The sequence below is a fragment of the Pseudomonas fluorescens genome (genome assembly GCF_005938625.1).
Lineage (GTDB): Bacteria > Pseudomonadota > Gammaproteobacteria > Pseudomonadales > Pseudomonadaceae > Aquipseudomonas > Aquipseudomonas fluorescens_BD.
On record NZ_VCNJ01000017.1, the window covers coordinates 153,139 to 168,562 of the forward strand.

General features: G+C 59.9%; 13 protein-coding genes. 2 read left to right on the forward strand and 11 right to left on the reverse strand.

Translation table 11 applies throughout. The annotated features are described in order from the left end of the window. Positions 1-24: 24 nt before the first annotated feature. Genes FGA82_RS12415 through FGA82_RS12440 form a run of 6 tightly spaced genes read right to left on the reverse strand, consistent with a single transcriptional unit; the run spans position 25 to position 4,273 of the window. Positions 25-1,704 (reverse strand): acyl-CoA synthetase family protein, encoded by a 1,680-nt coding sequence (locus FGA82_RS12415; protein ID WP_141127288.1) that lies wholly within the window; start codon positions 1,702-1,704, stop codon positions 25-27. Further along, positions 1,701-2,246, reverse strand: a complete 546-nt coding sequence (locus FGA82_RS12420; protein ID WP_141127289.1) for a hypothetical protein — start codon at positions 2,244-2,246, stop codon at positions 1,701-1,703. Before FGA82_RS12420 ends, FGA82_RS12415 begins: the two co-directional genes overlap by 4 nt. Beyond that, on the reverse strand, positions 2,243-2,497 hold the full coding sequence (locus tag FGA82_RS12425; RefSeq protein ID WP_007909503.1) for an acyl carrier protein: 255 nt from the start codon (positions 2,495-2,497) through the stop codon (positions 2,243-2,245). The genes FGA82_RS12420 and FGA82_RS12425 overlap by 4 nt, the downstream gene beginning before the upstream one ends. A gap of 9 nt (positions 2,498-2,506) precedes the next feature. Further along, complete coding sequence (locus FGA82_RS12430; protein WP_116029224.1) at positions 2,507-2,782, reverse strand: phosphopantetheine-binding protein; 276 nt, start codon at positions 2,780-2,782, stop codon at positions 2,507-2,509. Then, the gene (locus FGA82_RS12435; protein WP_141127290.1) at positions 2,760-3,572 is read right to left on the reverse strand and encodes a lysophospholipid acyltransferase family protein; all 813 of its coding nucleotides are present in this window, start codon (positions 3,570-3,572) and stop codon (positions 2,760-2,762) included. The genes FGA82_RS12430 and FGA82_RS12435 overlap by 23 nt, the downstream gene beginning before the upstream one ends. After that, positions 3,548-4,273, reverse strand: coding sequence for a beta-ketoacyl synthase chain length factor (locus FGA82_RS12440; RefSeq protein ID WP_141127291.1), 726 nt, complete (start codon positions 4,271-4,273; stop codon positions 3,548-3,550). The genes FGA82_RS12435 and FGA82_RS12440 overlap by 25 nt, the downstream gene beginning before the upstream one ends. 356 nt (positions 4,274-4,629) lie before the next feature. Here FGA82_RS12440 and FGA82_RS12445 point away from each other — a divergent pair, with 356 nt between their 5' ends. Continuing rightward, positions 4,630-5,400, forward strand: coding sequence for a ParA family protein (locus tag FGA82_RS12445; protein WP_024011296.1), 771 nt, complete (start codon positions 4,630-4,632; stop codon positions 5,398-5,400). Positions 5,401-5,531: 131 nt separating this feature from the next. On the opposite strand, the gene trxC is transcribed toward FGA82_RS12445, so the two are convergent. Next, complete coding sequence (gene trxC, locus FGA82_RS12455) at positions 5,532-5,966, reverse strand: thioredoxin TrxC (protein WP_034152926.1); 435 nt, start codon at positions 5,964-5,966, stop codon at positions 5,532-5,534. 361 nt (positions 5,967-6,327) lie between these two features. On the opposite strand from trxC, the gene FGA82_RS12460 reads away from it, so the two are divergent. Next, positions 6,328-6,675 (forward strand): helix-turn-helix domain-containing protein, encoded by a 348-nt coding sequence (locus FGA82_RS12460; protein ID WP_141127292.1) that lies wholly within the window; start codon positions 6,328-6,330, stop codon positions 6,673-6,675. Between the two features lie 6 nt (positions 6,676-6,681). Here the strand turns inward: FGA82_RS12460 and selO are convergent, their stop codons facing one another. The 4 genes from selO to FGA82_RS12480 form a co-directional block, all read right to left on the reverse strand. Continuing rightward, positions 6,682-8,145, reverse strand: a complete 1,464-nt coding sequence (gene selO, locus FGA82_RS12465) for a protein adenylyltransferase SelO (RefSeq protein WP_141127293.1) — start codon at positions 8,143-8,145, stop codon at positions 6,682-6,684. Positions 8,146-8,193: 48 nt separating this feature from the next. Further along, complete coding sequence (mscK, locus tag FGA82_RS12470) at positions 8,194-11,547, reverse strand: mechanosensitive channel MscK (protein ID WP_141127294.1); 3,354 nt, start codon at positions 11,545-11,547, stop codon at positions 8,194-8,196. Between the two features lie 34 nt (positions 11,548-11,581). Beyond that, positions 11,582-13,324 (reverse strand): potassium/proton antiporter, encoded by a 1,743-nt coding sequence (locus tag FGA82_RS12475; protein WP_007909521.1) that lies wholly within the window; start codon positions 13,322-13,324, stop codon positions 11,582-11,584. A gap of 379 nt (positions 13,325-13,703) precedes the next feature. Next, positions 13,704-15,338, reverse strand: a complete 1,635-nt coding sequence (locus tag FGA82_RS12480; RefSeq protein WP_432767144.1) for a methyl-accepting chemotaxis protein — start codon at positions 15,336-15,338, stop codon at positions 13,704-13,706. Positions 15,339-15,424: the final 86 nt, after the last annotated feature.

Consider the following 15,424-nt stretch of genomic DNA (forward strand, 5'->3'; position numbering starts at 1 on the left):
TTGAGTGCGTAGCACTCACCAAGGTCAATCATGCTCTACACCCAAAAGAATCCGCCCACTGGAACAGGTCGCCGTGTCATTGCGATAAGCGAAATACAATTTGCGGCGCTCAGGATCAAACCGCAGGTGTAACTGGATTTCATCGCCGGGGCGCACCAGTTGCTGGAACTTCAGCACTTCCATCCCGGCAAACGGGCCAGTCAGGTTGAGCAATTGGCGACCGAGGTTCAGCGCCCATTCAACCTGCACCACGCCGGGCAATACCGGGGCTTTAGGGAAGTGGCCACTGAAATAAGCCAGATCCGGCGGTACGCTCAGTTGCAGACTGCATTCACCCTCGGTCTCGACTTGTTCCAGCACTTGCGGCGCTTTCGGTCGCGGCGCCATCAACAGTGCTTCAACGTCGGCCTGCGGCAGCTTGCCTTGGCTGTTCAACGGCAATTGCCGCACCAGCCGCCAACGTCGAGGCAAAGCCAGCGCTTCACAGTGTTGGCGCAAATGCTGGCGCAGGGTTTCGGTCAGACTGCGACGGCCGTGTTCACGCAAGGCAAACAGGCCCGACTCACTGAGCACCAACAGAGCACCCAGCGAGGCACGATTCTCTTGGACCACGCCCAAGCGCGCTTCGGCGACCCAGTCGTTGGCAACCAAGGCTTGTTCGAGCATGGGCAGCGAGATGCGTTTTTCTTCGAGTTTGACGATCCGGTCCAGCCGTCCGAGCAGTTCGAAGCGGCCATCGGCGGCGATTCGCGCGGCGTCGGCGGTGTGCTCAACGTGCCCGGCCGGTAAATAAGGTGAAGCGATCAGCAGGGCGCCGTCGCTGTCCTGGCTCAGTTCGACACCGGCGAACGGTTGCCACAGTTGTTCGCCCTGACGCCAGGCGATTCCGCCGGTTTCCGAGCTGCCGAGGATTTCCGTCGGCCATTGCTGCAAGCGTCGTTGCAAGCTCTGCGCAGCTTCAAAGGGCAGCGCGCCACCGGAGGAAAACACCCGGCGCACGGCGCTGAGGGCAGGCCAGTCAAGGTTATCGCCCATACGCTTGAGCAACGCCGGGCTGGCGACCCAGGCGAAGGCCGGATGTTCGCGGCTGGCGCGCTGCATATCTTCCGGGAAGGCCAGTTGCTGTCGCACAAAAGTGCGCCCGGCGCACAGCGGCCACAGCACGCGAAAGAGCAAACCGTAGATGTGTTGGGTGGCGACGCTGCCGATGATGCAGGCCTCACCGAGGTCCGCGCCCCACAGTTGCTCCAGCGCCAGGACTTCATTGGCCAGTTGGCGCAGGGTCTTGTCGATGCGCTTGGGCTCGCCGCTTGAGCCGGACGTACACAGGCTCAAACGGCACTGGTCGAGATCCAGCTCGGCGCCATGCAACGGCGGCTGATGAAAGTCGCTCAGCTGCGCGTCATCGGCGTGATCCGTCAGCCACAGATCGACCTCAGTCGACCAGCGCTGGCGGGTTTGTGCTTGCAGATCCGAGGGCAGCAGCACACTCACGCCGGCACGCCATGCGCCCAGCAAAGCGACGGCCAGTTCTGCGGCATCTTCCAGATGCACAGCCATGCGCTTCACGCCCTGAGCTTGCAGACCGGCGGCAACGCTCAACGCCTGCTCGCACAGTTGTGTGTGTTCGAGGGCCGGTGCGTGGCTGATGGCCCGCGCCGGCACAGGCTTGAGCAACAGCTGCTCAAGTTTTATCCAGTTCATGTACGGCCTCTTACCCGTTGTCGTATCAGCCATTCAATGGCAAACATCAGGCCGATCAATCCGTAGGAGATCAGACCGGTGTACAACATCCACCAATTCAGCGGCGCCCACAGGGTCAGCAGGGCGGCGCACAAACCGTTGCAGAAGAAAAACACGCTCCAGGCCACCGTGACCTTTCGCGTATAGCGAATCGCAATGTCCGGCAGCTCTGGCTCACGCAAGCGCGCCAGGCGCTCGACCATTGGCGGGCCGTATTTCAGGCTCAGGCTGAACAGCACCAGCATGAAGCCGCTGATCAGCACCGGATACCAGCGCAGCAACAGCGGGCTGTCGAACAGTGCCAGCAACAGGCAGAACGCAATCGCCACGCCGGCCATCCACAGGCTGCCGGGCTTGCGTTCGCCGGTCAGTGCCCGCGCCAGCCACAGGCTGCCCAACAGCAGGCCGAACTGCCACGGAGCAAAATGCTCCATGCCGAAATACACCGCAAAGGGGTACAGCAGACCGGCCAGCAGCAGGCCGAGGCCGATCAGTCGGCTCATGCGGCCGGTTGAACCAGACGGTAGACCGCCTCGACCACGTCGCCGACCGTGCGCACCGATTTGAACTCTTCGGCGGCGATTTTCTTGCCGGTCTGGCGTTTGATGTGATCGATCAGATCGACCGCGTCGATGCTGTCGATTTCCAGATCCTGATACAGGTTGGACTCCAGGCTCACACGGGCCGGATCCAGTTCGAACAGCTCGACCAAGGCATCGCGCAGGGTGTTGAAAATATCGTCACGAGTTTGCATGGTCCGGTCTCAAGCTGCCTGTTTTGCCGTGACGAATGCCGCAAGGCTGGCCACGTTGGTGAAATGGTTACGGGTGTCTTTGGCGTCGGCGTCTATCTTGATGCCGTATTTTTTCTGGATCGCCAGACCCAGTTCCAGCGCGTCGACGGAATCCAGGCCCAGGCCTTCGCCGAACAGCGTCTGCTCGTCGCCGATGTCGTCGGCGCTGATGTCTTCAAGGCCAAGGGCATCGATGATCAGCAGTTTGATGTCACGCACCAGGCTAGGGGTGTTCAGATCGCTCATCTTCGGCGAGCTCCTTAATGAAGTAGTTGTGCAAATAATCGTTGAGCTTGCGCGAGGCCTGCGGTGCAGGCCCCTGAGCGGCGAAGGCTTGTGGGTCTATATCGGCCCCGACGCGAAAACTGAAGTGCACCCGGCGGCTGGGAATCCGATACCAGGGTTCGGCTTTGGTCAATGTGGTCGGGCTGACCTTGATGATCACCGGTGTGAGGATTTTCGCACCGCGCAAGGCAATTGCCGCAGCACCCCGATGAAAGGCTGGCGCCTGGCCCGGCTGGGTGCGAGTTCCTTCAGGAAAGATGATCAGGGTCTGGCCGTTTTGCAGGGATTGGGCGGCGGCATCGAGCATGTCCATGCTGCCGTCGTTGCTGATGTATTCGGTGCTGCGCAGCGGGCCACGAGTGAAGGGGTTTTCCCACAGGCTTTTCTTCACCACGCAATTGGCCTGGCGCACCAGACCGATCAGGAACACCACGTCGATCAGCGACGGGTGGTTGGCGATGATCATCTGCCCGGGACGGCCAAGACGTTCGGCTCCCTGAATGTCGTAGGTCAGCACGCCAGCGCGGGCCATGAAACGCACGAAAAACCAGAACAACCGGCTGACGGTCTGCCGCGCGCGTCGGCGATGTGCAAGGGCGTCACCGGGCAGGCAGCCCAGCAGTGGAAACACCAACACACGCAGGCACAGCCCGCCAAGCCCGAACAGGGCGAAACTTGCGGCGGTGGCCAGCAGGCGCCAGTAATAGGCGTCGCGGTTTTTCTCGGTCACGGGCTGCGTTGCCAGGTCCATACACGATTTTTCCAGGCATGTTGGCAATGGGGTTGCTGGCCGAGCAAGGTTCGCAGCAGATTCAGCGCGTGGGGCCAGTGCGCTTTTGACCGTGTTTCTGAGGTGCTGTTCAGGGTCAGCTGCCAGTCGGTACCGGCGGTGAGCAAAAGACCCAGCGCATATGGAAACGGCACGTCATCGATCCACGCTGAATAGGCCTCGGGTGGTTGTTCTTCTGTGATCACCAGCAACACCGCCGGGGCGCCTTCATTGAGCAGGGCGGCGGCTTCGAGCATGCCGTGTTCGAGGCCGTCGCCGGCAGCGGCAAGGGCGCTCATTTCGCTGGTTTCGCCACGCATGATCGACCACAGGCCAATGATCGCGTTGTGCACCGACAGACTGAACTGCGTCGGTGACAGCGGCTGCTCGTTCGCCAGATCGCTGAGGATCTCGTAAGTGCGCGGGGTTTCGCCGTGACGCGAAACAAACACCAGCGGCAGATTGTCCCGTCCGTCGGCCAGGGGCCAGCCAACACTGAATGCCATACGCGCCAGTCGGCTGAGGCGGCGGCGCTGCATGGCCGGCAAAAACGACACATCGGGCGCGGCATCACTGCTCTGGAGCACGACCGGTTGTCGGCTCCAGGCCTGCCAGGCGTCCACGCTGTCGAGGCCAGGGGCCCAGGCGCGCCATTGGGCGATGTTGAAGTTGATCACGGACATTCATCCCGCCCCTGCGGGCTTGTGTTGACGCGTTTGGATGCCAAAGCCGCAGCAGGCCTGACGTGGCGCATGGCGCCGAGTGGCGCGCATTATCCCGGTGCGACGAGTGTGTAGCAAATGCTGGTTACATTATGTGCAATGAAATGTACCGAGTGGTTCGCAAGAAAACTGTCACTTGGCCATTATCCAGATTGTCAGCGGCTTGTCTGTCGGGCTTCTCGCCGATCAATGGAGGTTATTGCGCTATCTTTCCGTGGATATTTGCACCTGACTTTGTAGTCCGTGTCCATGAAGGTAGCGAAGCAAGGTCGCGCACATCTACACTCGGTCATTCTTTGATACACGGAGGTTTGGTCATGCGGCGCGTGGTGTTCAATCAGAAGGGCGGCGTAGGCAAGTCGAGCATTGCCTGCAATCTGGCGGCGGTCAGCGCCAGTGAGGGTTATCGCACGTTGTTGGTGGACCTCGATGCCCAGGCCAACTCCACTCAGTATCTGACCGGGCTGACGGGTGACGACATCCCGATGGGCATTGCCGACTTCTTCAAGCAGACCCTGTCCTCGGGGCCGTTCTCGAAGAAGAATCAGGCGGATATCTACGAAACGCCGTTCGACAACCTGCACATCATCACCGCGACGGCCGAGCTGGCCGATTTGCAGCCCAAGCTCGAGGCCAAGCACAAGATCAACAAGCTGCGTAAGTTGCTTGATGAGCTGTCCGAGGATTACGACCGGATTTACCTCGATACGCCACCGGCGCTGAATTTCTATGCGGTATCGGCATTGATTGCCGCTGATCGCGTGCTGATTCCCTTCGATTGCGACAGCTTCTCGCGTCAGGCTCTGTACGGCCTGATCGCCGAAATCGAAGAGCTGAAGGACGACCACAACGAAGGTCTGGAAGTAGAAGGCATTGTGGTCAATCAGTTTCAGGCCCGGGCAAGCCTGCCGCAGCAGATGCTCGATGAGTTGATTGCTGAAGGTTTGCCGGTATTGCCGGTGTATCTGAGCAGTTCCGTGCGCATGCGCGAATCGCACCAGGCCAGCATGCCGCTGATTCACCTCGACCCACGACACAAGCTGACCCAGCAGTTCGTTGAACTGCACAACCTGCTCGAAGATCACTGATCCCTTGAGCTATCCATGAACACCTGTGGGAGCGAGCTTGCTCGCGAATGCGTCAGTTCAGTCGACATCTTCGTTTACTGATCCACCGCTTTCGCGAGCAAGCTCGCTCCCACAGGGGGTTCTGGGGTGTGTCAGATCCCCTGGCTACGCAGCCACGCCATCAACTGCGGCAACGGCAACGCACCACTCTGCCGCGCCACCTCGCGGCCGTTCTTGAACAGAATCAAGCTCGGAATCGAACGAATCCCCAACTGCGCCGACAACTGCTGATTGGCCTCGCTATCAAGCTTGGCCAAGCGGCACTTGCCTGCCAGCTGCGCCGCCGCCTGCTCGAACACCGGCGCAAACGACTTGCACGGCCCGCACCAATCCGCCCAGACATCCACCAACAACGGCAGATCGCCTTTGATCTGGCTGGCGTAATCACCTTGCTTGAGTTCGAAGGGTTTGCTCAACAGCACGGCGGATTTGCAGCGGCCGCATTTGGGCTGATCCGCAAGGCGCTCGGCGGGGATGCGGTTGAGGCCGTTGCAGGAGGGGCAGGGGATGAGGAGTGGTTCGGACATGATGGGTTCTCAGGCAGGACGTCTATGAGACGGATCTGGAGGCAAAGTCACGATTATCAAGGAATTGATCTGTAGGTCGTTACCTTCCTCAGTTGAGGAAAGGGCCTACGCACGTCTGCGCGGAGGCTGACTATCTGTATTTTATCTAATCGGTCATCTTGTGCAGAACTGAGCGAAATACCTTCCTATGACCGCCAAGACCGTTAAACGCCTTCCACTCTCGGAGCTTTTGAAGGGCTCTGAATATCTTTAAACCTTAAATGCCCGGACGAGTTGTTCGCTCACCGGGGACTCTGTTGGCTTTGAAAGTTTTTGCCTTGATTCCGGTGCGGGCCAAGGTCCGGGTCTCTTTACTCGTTTTCTGCAGTTGCCAGAAAACGAAGACGACTACGATGCCTTGGTGTTGGCGGTCGACGAACTGCTGGAAATTACCGGTGATGACGAGTCTCATCCGTTGATGAGCTTGGTGGATATCATTGGTGACTGGATTGAAGAATGGGATCAAACGCATCACCCGGCCCCAAAACCTCCGGGTTTTGAAGTATTGGGATATCTGATGCGTGAGCATGGTTTGACCCAGAGCGACTTGCCTGGAGTGGGCACTCAGTCAGTCGTCTCTGAGATCCTGAGCGGCAAGCGGCAACTAAACCTGCGACAGGTTCGATGGTTGGCTGAGTACTTCAAGCTGCCTGTAGATGTGTTTATCTAGGCCGCCTCAGGAAGAACAACTGATCTCCAAATGCTTGCCCCACTCCGGCGGCCGCTCGGCATAACCCTCCATTCCCGGCTGCTCCTCAAACGGTTTGCTCAGCACTGCGTGCAACCGGCGTACTTCTGAGTAATCCTCTTGCTCTGCCGCGTCGATGGCTTTTTGCGCCAGATAATTGCGCAGGATGTACAGCGGATTGAACGCGTGCATGCGGATGCGGCGCTGTTCCTGATCGGCATCACCATCGCGGGCAACCCGGGCGACATAGCGCTCGCCCCAAGCATCAAAACCTTTGATGTCGACGAAATCATCACGCAAGCGGGCGACTGCCTGCTGAGGTGAGTCTTCGCCAAGTCGGCGGAAAAACAGCGTGTAGTCGACGCCGCTGTTCTGCATCAGTTGCAGCAGATCCTCCAGCAGTTTCTGGTCGTCATCTTCAGCCGTGTTGAAGCCGAAGCGGCGGCGCATCAGGTCGAGGTAGTGCGCCTGGAACAGTGGCAAGTACAGGCCGAGGGTTTCGCGCAGGGCTTCGACGCTGATGAACGGCGTCAGTGCCTGCGCCAGTGCACTGAGGTTCCACTGGCCGACCGGCACTTGATTGCTGAACGAGTAACGCCCCTGATCATCGGAATGGTTGCAGATGAAGTTGGCGTCGAAATCATCGAGAAAGGCGAACGGGCCGAAGTCGAAGGTGATGCCGAGGATCGACATGTTGTCGGTGTTCATTACGCCGTGACAGAAGCCATAGGCCTGCCACTTGGCGATCAGTTCGGCGTTGCGTTCGACGATCTCGCGGAACATCGCCAGATACGGTTCCGGTTGTTCCAGGCACTCAGGGAAATGCATTGCCAACACGTGCTCGCCGAGTTGCTTTTGCTGCTCGGGACGCTTGGTGTAGTAGAAATATTCGAAGTGGCCGAAGCGGACATGGCTTGGCGCCAGACGCAGGACCATCGCTGCGCGTTCCTGCTTTTCACGCCAGACCGGGGTGTCGGAACCGATCACGCACGCCGCGCGCGACGAAGGAATGTTCAGCGCGAACAAGGCTTCGGAGGCGAGGAACTCGCGGATCGACGAACGCAGCACCGCACGGCCATCGCCCATGCGTGAAAATGGCGTCTGCCCGGCGCCCTTCAGGTGCAAATCCCAATGCTCGCCGGCAGTGTTGTAGACCTCTCCGAGCAGCAGCCCGCGACCATCGCCCAGTTGCGGCGTATAGCCGCCGAACTGATGCCCGGAATAGACCATCGCCCGCGGCTCGGCATCGGCCCACAGCTTGTGGCCGCCAAACAATTCGGCAAATTCCTGGGTTTCAGCGGTCGCCGGGTCGAGATCCAGCAAGGCCAGGGCGGCCGGACTGGTGACGACCAGACGCGGATTGTCGATCGGCTCGGGCAGCACGTGGGCGGAGAACGCGTCGCCCAGGCGGGCGAAGCGATTGTCGAAGGTCAGTTCGTCGAGGGCTTTCAAGGGCCGGCTCCAGCAGAATGTCCGAGCATTCTGCTGGGATTAGACCGGTTAGTCGAGTTTGGCCGGCGGCGGCTCTTGCAGCGGTTTCTGATCGTCGGCAACCGGCACGATGGTTTTCGTTTCCGGCTCGATCGGCACCATCTTGTATTCCTGGCCGTGAAGGTTCTTCAGGTACACCTCCATCTGGCGGAACGAGATGTTGATGTGCTGCTTCTTGAACTCGCGGTTGATGAAGCGGTTGACCTCATCGAGCACCGGGTTGCGGTCACCGAGGTCGCGCACGTGCATGCGCAGCTCGTGGTCGAGGGTGCTTTCGCCGAAGTTGAGGAAGTACACGTGCGGCTCAGGCTCTTTGAGTACGCGCGGGTTCTCGCGGGCAGCCTTGAGCAGCAGTTCCTTGACCAGATCCAGATCCGAACCGTAGTCGACGCCGAGTTTCAGCGTGACGCGGGTGATGGTGTCGGTCAGCGACCAGTTGATCAATTGCCCGGTGATGAACGTCTTGTTCGGGACAATGATGTCCTTGCGGTCGAAGTCGGTAATGGTCGTGGCGCGGATGCGGATCTTGCTCACCGTGCCCGACAGGTTGCCAATGGTGATGGTGTCACCGATCCGCACCGGGCGTTCGAAGAGGATCATGATGCCGGAGATGAAGTTCGCAAAGATCTCCTGCATGCCGAAACCGAGGCCGACCGACAGCGCCGCCACCAGCCATTGCAACTTGTCCCAGCTGACGCCGAGGGTCGACAGGGTGGAGACGAAACCGACGCCGGCGATCACGTACGACAGCAACGTCGTGGTCGCGTAGGCACTGCCTTGGGCAAGATTGAGCTTGGACAGCACAAACACTTCCAGCAAGCCGGGCAAGTTGCGCGCGAGGGCGAAGGTGATGCCAATGATGATCAGTGCGCCGAGCATATCGCCGATGCTGATCGGCACCATGCTCATGTTGGCGCCAGTGCCGCTGGTGTATTCGTAGAGGGTGATGTTGTCGAGGTACGAGAACACCGAAATCAGGTCCGACCAGACCCAGTACAGCGCGGCGATGAAGCCGCCGAGCAGGGCAAGGCGGATCAGGCGCAGGGACTGTTCGTTGACCTTTTCGATGTCCAGCGTCGGCTCTTCGATCACCGCTTCACCGTCGCCAGCCTCTTTCGCTGCTTGACGTTTAGCCAGAGCGCGCTGGTAGGCCAGGCGTCGTGCGGCAACACTCAGACCACGGACGAAAGTCGCTTCGATCACCAGCCAGAACATCAGCAGGTAGAGGGTGTTGATCAGTCGGTCACTGAGTTTCAGTGCGGTGTAGTAGTAGCCGAAGCACACCGCCACGAACAAGGCGATCGGCAGCAAGGTGAACATCACGCCGACGGCTTTGCGGAACAGCGAGGTGTTCTCGTGGGCCGGGCTGCTGATCAACAGGCGACTGAGCAGCCAGGCCATCAGGGCGTAGCAGGTCAGCACCACCGGCATGCCGAGCACGTCATCGGCCAGGGCGGCCGGCTGCAGTTCGGCGACGGCGACAATGGTCACCAGCGCCATCACCACCAGGCCGAGGCGGCGGATCCAGCCTTGGAGGAATTCGACCTGAGGCTTTTCCCAACGGAAGTGCAGTTCCGCCACACCACCCGGCGCGAGAATCCGGTAAGCGGTATAGAACACCAGCCACGCCTGACCCATCTGCAGCAAAGCCGCGCCCATGTTGGCGTTCTGCCCACGGGCGTCGATCTGCAACGCCAGACCACAAAGCGCCAGCCCCAATGCGACCGGCATCGCCAGCAGGATATTGATCAGGATCGCCTGCGGCGTGTGCCACTGGCTGTCGCGTTTGAAGTGGCCGATGTCCTGGTGAACCTTGTTCAAGCGCGCGTACAGATTTTTGCGCCGCCATAGCAACGCGCCGATCAACAGTGCCAGCGGCAGGAACAGCAGCGGCCGCTGGGTCAGACCGTCGGTCAGCTCACTGAGGCTGGAGGCCCACGGCAGGGTGTCGACCTGGCGTTTCAGGCGCTCCGGCACCGCGCGCATCCATTCCAGATCCAGCGGCTTGTTGCTGGGAATCCAGAACATCTGCTCATCGAGCGTCGCACGCAGACCTTGTGCGGTGCTCAGCAGTTGTTTCTGATTGAGTTGCAGGGTGATCGACTCGTTGAGCATGGCGCTCAGTTCGCGATTCAGACGTTCCAGCAGGTCGGCGCGGGTGTTGGCCAGATCCAGCAGGTTTTTGCGCAATTGCGGCGTGACCTGCTCCGGCGGCTGAGTGGCCAACAGGGTGTCGACGTAGGCGGCCGGATTACTCAGTTGCTCACGCTGCTGGCTGACGTCGAATTGCCACAGGCGGATGTCGGCGATCTGATCCGCCAGATCGCGGTCGACCTTGAGCCGTGGCAGGGCTTGTTTCTGCTTATAGAGAATCTTCGACAGCAACAGGCTGCCCTTGAGCACGCTGATCTGCTCGTCCAGCGCGGAATCGCTTTGGGTCAGGCTGTCGAGCTGTTGTTTGGTCTGCAGATTCTGCTGGGTGACTTCGTTGAGGCGGTCGGTGCTTTTGAGCAGGTAGTCGGAGAGCTTGAGGTTGGCCGTGCTTTCGATGGCCAGCAGACTGCTGCTACCGGCCTTCTGCGCTTCGATCGACTGCTGGGTAACGGTCTCCTGCGACTGCGCCAGACGTTTCTGGTTGATCAGGGTTTGCAGTTCCTGGATCTCGCGGTCGAGGCGCTCGGACTTCTCCGAGAGCAGGTCATGCTGAGCGTTGCCCAGATCCTGCAACTGGCTGTTGCCGGCCAGTTCCTGACGACGTAGCGGGATCAGCGCATTCAGCGCCGCCAATTCGGCGTTCAACTGGTCGCGCTGCTCGGCGGTGACGGTTTTACCCGCGTCCTTGCCGGATTTGAGGATGTTGTTGATCTGTTGGATGCGCGTCTGGCTGGCGGAAATCTCTGCCTGAGCACGCTCGGGGCGCGTCTGTGCGGTGATGATCAGGCTGTTGGCGTCGGCGAGGGCTTTTTGCAGGTCACTTTGCTGAGTCGAGCGATCGGTGAGGATTTGCTCCAGTTGCTGAATCGACTCTTTGGGAAAACGCTGCGCCACCGGTACCACGGCCGTAGCCTTGAGGCGCGTCAGTTCGCGGGTGCTTTCAATCGTCTGCTTGGGCGCGGTCGCCAGTTGCTGCTTGAGATCGATCAGCTTCTGCTCGTAATCACGCTGATTGTTCAATTGATTGAGCGTGTTCTGCAGGACGGTTTGCAGGCTCTTTTTATCGGCATCCGGCAGTTTGCTGTCGGCAAGCTTGTCGAGGCTGGCCTGTACGGCGTCGCTGGACGGTGGTTCGGCGGCGTACAGCGGGCCGACAGTAAGACTCAGGCCCAGCAGGGCCGCGGCGAAAAAGGAGCGCAGGGTAGGCATAGAGACCGGTCAAGCAAGTGAGAGTGGACGCAGTTTAGAGGAAGAGCCCGGGGCCCGGGCGACTTCCTTCGGGGAATCTGACGCCCACTTTGCCGATCTTGTTCCCGTCCATGACCGCAACCGTCCAGTGGGTGTTGTTCCACTCCACCTGGTCACCGACGATCGGTGCGCCACCCACTTTGTGGGCAATAAAGGCGCCCAGGGTCATGTCCGGATCGATGCCCTCGGCTGGCAAGCCATAGAGCGCCGCAACCGCTTTAAGCTGGGCGTCTCCTTCAAGCACGAAATCACCGAAGAAGCGCAGATCGAGACCCCGTTGCGGCGCTTGGCTGAACAGTTTTCCGAGCGCGCCAAGGTTGTGTTCATGGCCGATAACACACAGCAAATCATCGACTTCCAGCACCGTACTACCCGACGGATGGAGCAATTGCTGGCCACGAAACAGTGCGGCGATACGTGTGCCTTCGGGCATTTTCAGCTCACGCAGGGGCGAACCGATGCACCATTTCTCCGCGCCGAGCTTGTAAACGAACAGCTCCCACTCGCTGGTGACATGAACTTCCAGCGCCGCCCGGGAAATCGGCGCGGGCTCTGGCGGTACCGTCACCTTCAACAGCTTGGCCACCCACGGCAGACTTGTGCCCTGTACCAGCAGCGACACCAGCACGATGAAAAACGCGAGGTTGAAGTACAGCTGCGCATTCGGCAGCCCGGCCATCAGCGGGAACACCGCGAGAATGATCGGCACCGCACCGCGCAGGCCGACCCAGGAAATAAAGGCTTTTTCGCGGCCATGGAACGCCTTGAACGGCAGCAGGCCGACCATCACCGACAGTGGCCGCGCAAACAGAATCATCCACAGTGCCAGACCGAGAGCGGGCAGGGCGATCGGCAGCAAATCGTGCGGCGTCACCAAAAGGCCCAGCACGAGGAACATGCCGATCTGCGCCAGCCATGCCATGCCATCGAGCATGTGCAGAATGCCGTGACGGCTGCGCACCGGGCGGTTGCCAATGACCAGACCGCACAGGTAAACCGCGAGGAAGCCGCTGCCATGCAAGGCGTTGGTCAAGGCGAACACCACCAGACCGCCGGCGATGACCAGAATCGGATACAGACCGGCCGCCAGATTGATCCGGTTGACCAGTTGCAGCATCAGCCAGCCGCCACCGAGGCCGATCACGCCGCCGATGCCGAACTCGCGGATCAGGTGCGTCAGCAGACTCCAGTGCAGACCGGTCTGGCCACTGGCGAGCATGTCGATCAGGGTCACGGTGAGAAACACCGCCATCGGGTCGTTGCTGCCGGATTCGATTTCCAGACTGGCGGTGACCCGTTCGTTCAAGCCTTTGCCACCGAGCAGCGAGAACACCGCCGCGGCGTCGGTCGAGCCAACGATGGCACCGATCAACAGGCCTTGAATCAGGTTAAGGTCGAATAACCAGGCGGCAGCCATGCCGGTCAGCCCGGTGGTGATCAACACACCGACCGTGGCCAGCGACAGCGCCGGCCATAACGCCACGCGGAAACTCGACACCCGTGTACGCAAGCCGCCGTCGAGGAGGATTACCGCGAGTGCGAGGTTGCCGACCAGATAGGCCGTCGGGTAGTTATCGAAAATGATCCCGCCGCCATCGACCCCGGCAGCCATGCCGACCGCAAGAATAATGACCAGAATCGGGATGCCGAGACGGGAAGAAAGAGAACTGACAAGAATGCTTGCACCTACCAGCAACGCGCCGATCAAGAACAGGCTGTTGATGGTCGTCGCATTCAAAGGCAGTACTCCAGAAGCGGAAAGACGGGCACAAACTGACCATGCAGTCTGCGTGCCAGCGATTCTAACCTGTTGAAATGTGATGCTGTCAAAAAGCTTTTTCAGCAGGGCATAAGGTTTTGTGTCTGGCGGGCGATTGCTGCCCTCACCCTAGCCCTCTCCCGGAGGGAGAGGGAACTGATCGAGGTGTTTGTGCGAGGTACACCGACCTGAAATTCCGAGTCGAACTCAGGTTTTGAAAAATACGAAGATCTGCCCCCTTTCCCCCTCTCCCTCTGGGAGAGGGCTGGGGTGAGGGGCTTTTGACCTTGATCTCAAAATTTACAGGCTGAACCGCCCAACCATGTTGTTCAGATCCAGCGCCAACCGCGACAGCTCATTACTCGCCGCACGTCTGATTCGCCCCGGTCGCCGATTGCACCGACAGATCACGAATATTCACCAGATTACGATCCACTTCCCGCGCTACTTGCGCCTGCTCTTCGGCGGCGCTGGCGATCACCAGGTTGCGCTCGTTGATCTCGACGATGGCGGTGTTGATGGTGTCCAGCGACATGCCGGCACCACGGGCGATGTTCAGGGTCGACTCGGCACGCTCGGTGCTGTTGCGCATCGAATCCACGGCGTGTTCGGTGCCGCTCTGAATGCTGCCAATCATCCGCTCGATTTCGCTGGTCGACTGCTGCGTGCGGTGCGCCAAGGCACGGACTTCATCCGCCACCACAGCAAAACCACGACCGGCTTCACCGGCACGTGCCGCTTCAATCGCCGCGTTCAGTGCCAACAGGTTGGTTTGATCGGCCAGACCACGAATCACATCCAGCACCTTGCCGATGTCGCGGGACTCATTGGCCAGATCACCGATCAGCGACGCAGTGCTCTGCACATCGGCGCTCATGCGTTCGATCGCGCTGACGGTTTCCTGCACCAGATCACGACCATCACCGGCCGAGGTGGTGGCGTTCTTCGAGGCTTCCGAAGTGCTCACGGCGTTGCGTGCGACTTCTTCCACGGCGCTGGTCATTTCGTTGACCGCAGTGGCCGCCTGTTCGATTTCATTGTTCTGCTGTGTCAGTCCACGCGCGCTTTCGTCGGTGACGCTGTTCAGTTCTTCAGCCGCCGAGGCCAGTTGAGTGGCCGAGCCGGAAATGCGCTGCAGGGTGTCACGCAGTTTCGATTGCATCTTGGCCATGGCTGCCAGCAGGCGCCCGGCTTCGTCACTGCCATCGACGTGAATCGGCTGGGTCAGATTGCCTTCTGCGATGGTTTCCGCCGCTTCCAATGCTTTCGAAATCGGCTTGGTGATGCTGGTGGTCAGCAGCCAGGCGAACAGGAACGTCAGGCCAGTGGCGATCACCAGCAGGGTCACGACCAAGTCGAACGCCGAAGAATACTGCTCGGCTGCTTGCTGGTTGGTCTCGCTGATCTGCTCGCCGTTGATCTGCATCAGACGGTTGAGCACGCTGTTCATCGCTTCGGAATTGTTCAGCAACTCGGTGTTGAGCAAGGTGCGCAGCTCATCCACTTGATTGTTGCGCGACAGGCTCTTCATGCGGTCTTCGATCTGGCGGTACTGGCCGAGCAACTGCACGTACTGGTCATACGCCGCACGTTCCTCGGGGCTGCCGATCAACGGCTCGTAATCGCTCTGGGCTTTGCGGATCTGCTGGTTACGCATGTCCAGCAGTTCAACGGTTTTCTGCTGCACGTCCGGCTCGCGGTTGACCAGCAAGCGGTACGACAGCACGCGCAGGCGCAGGGTCAACTGGGTGAATTCGTCGAGGTTCTTGATGCTCGGCACACTGCTGGACGAGATGTCCTCGGCGGCGCCACGGATTTTGCTCATCTGGTTCAGGGCGAACACACCCAGAATCAGCATCAGGCCGCCGATCAGGGCGAAGCCGGTAAACGCCCGTGGGGCGATATTCATATTGCGAAGGGACATGGGGCGGATACCAAGAGAGGGCCGCTTCCATGCGGGCTGAGACTGCTGTATGGATGACTTATCGGTCATACGACTAAAGTCTTGAGGCAGTGTGCGTATTTGTCGCACAAGGGCTTGGGCGACGAAGTGCAGGAACCAGATCGGCAGATCACAGT

Bases quoted from the DNA above. Each gene is read 5' to 3' on its own strand.
- FGA82_RS12415 (WP_141127288.1), bottom strand. From the start codon at position 1,704: ATGAACTGGATAAAACTTGAGCAGCTGTTGCTCAAGCCTGTGCCGGCG.
- FGA82_RS12420 (WP_141127289.1), bottom strand. From the start codon at position 2,246: ATGAGCCGACTGATCGGCCTCGGCCTGCTGCTGGCCGGTCTGCTGTAC.
- FGA82_RS12425 (WP_007909503.1), bottom strand. From the start codon at position 2,497: ATGCAAACTCGTGACGATATTTTCAACACCCTGCGCGATGCCTTGGTC.
- FGA82_RS12430 (WP_116029224.1), bottom strand. From the start codon at position 2,782: ATGAGCGATCTGAACACCCCTAGCCTGGTGCGTGACATCAAACTGCTG.
- FGA82_RS12435 (WP_141127290.1), bottom strand. From the start codon at position 3,572: ATGGACCTGGCAACGCAGCCCGTGACCGAGAAAAACCGCGACGCCTAT.
- FGA82_RS12440 (WP_141127291.1), bottom strand. From the start codon at position 4,273: ATGTCCGTGATCAACTTCAACATCGCCCAATGGCGCGCCTGGGCCCCT.
- FGA82_RS12445 (WP_024011296.1), top strand. From the start codon at position 4,630: ATGCGGCGCGTGGTGTTCAATCAGAAGGGCGGCGTAGGCAAGTCGAGC.
- trxC (WP_034152926.1), bottom strand. From the start codon at position 5,966: ATGTCCGAACCACTCCTCATCCCCTGCCCCTCCTGCAACGGCCTCAAC.
- mscK (WP_141127294.1), bottom strand. From the start codon at position 11,547: ATGCCTACCCTGCGCTCCTTTTTCGCCGCGGCCCTGCTGGGCCTGAGT.
- FGA82_RS12480 (WP_432767144.1), bottom strand. From the start codon at position 15,338: ATGACCGATAAGTCATCCATACAGCAGTCTCAGCCCGCATGGAAGCGG.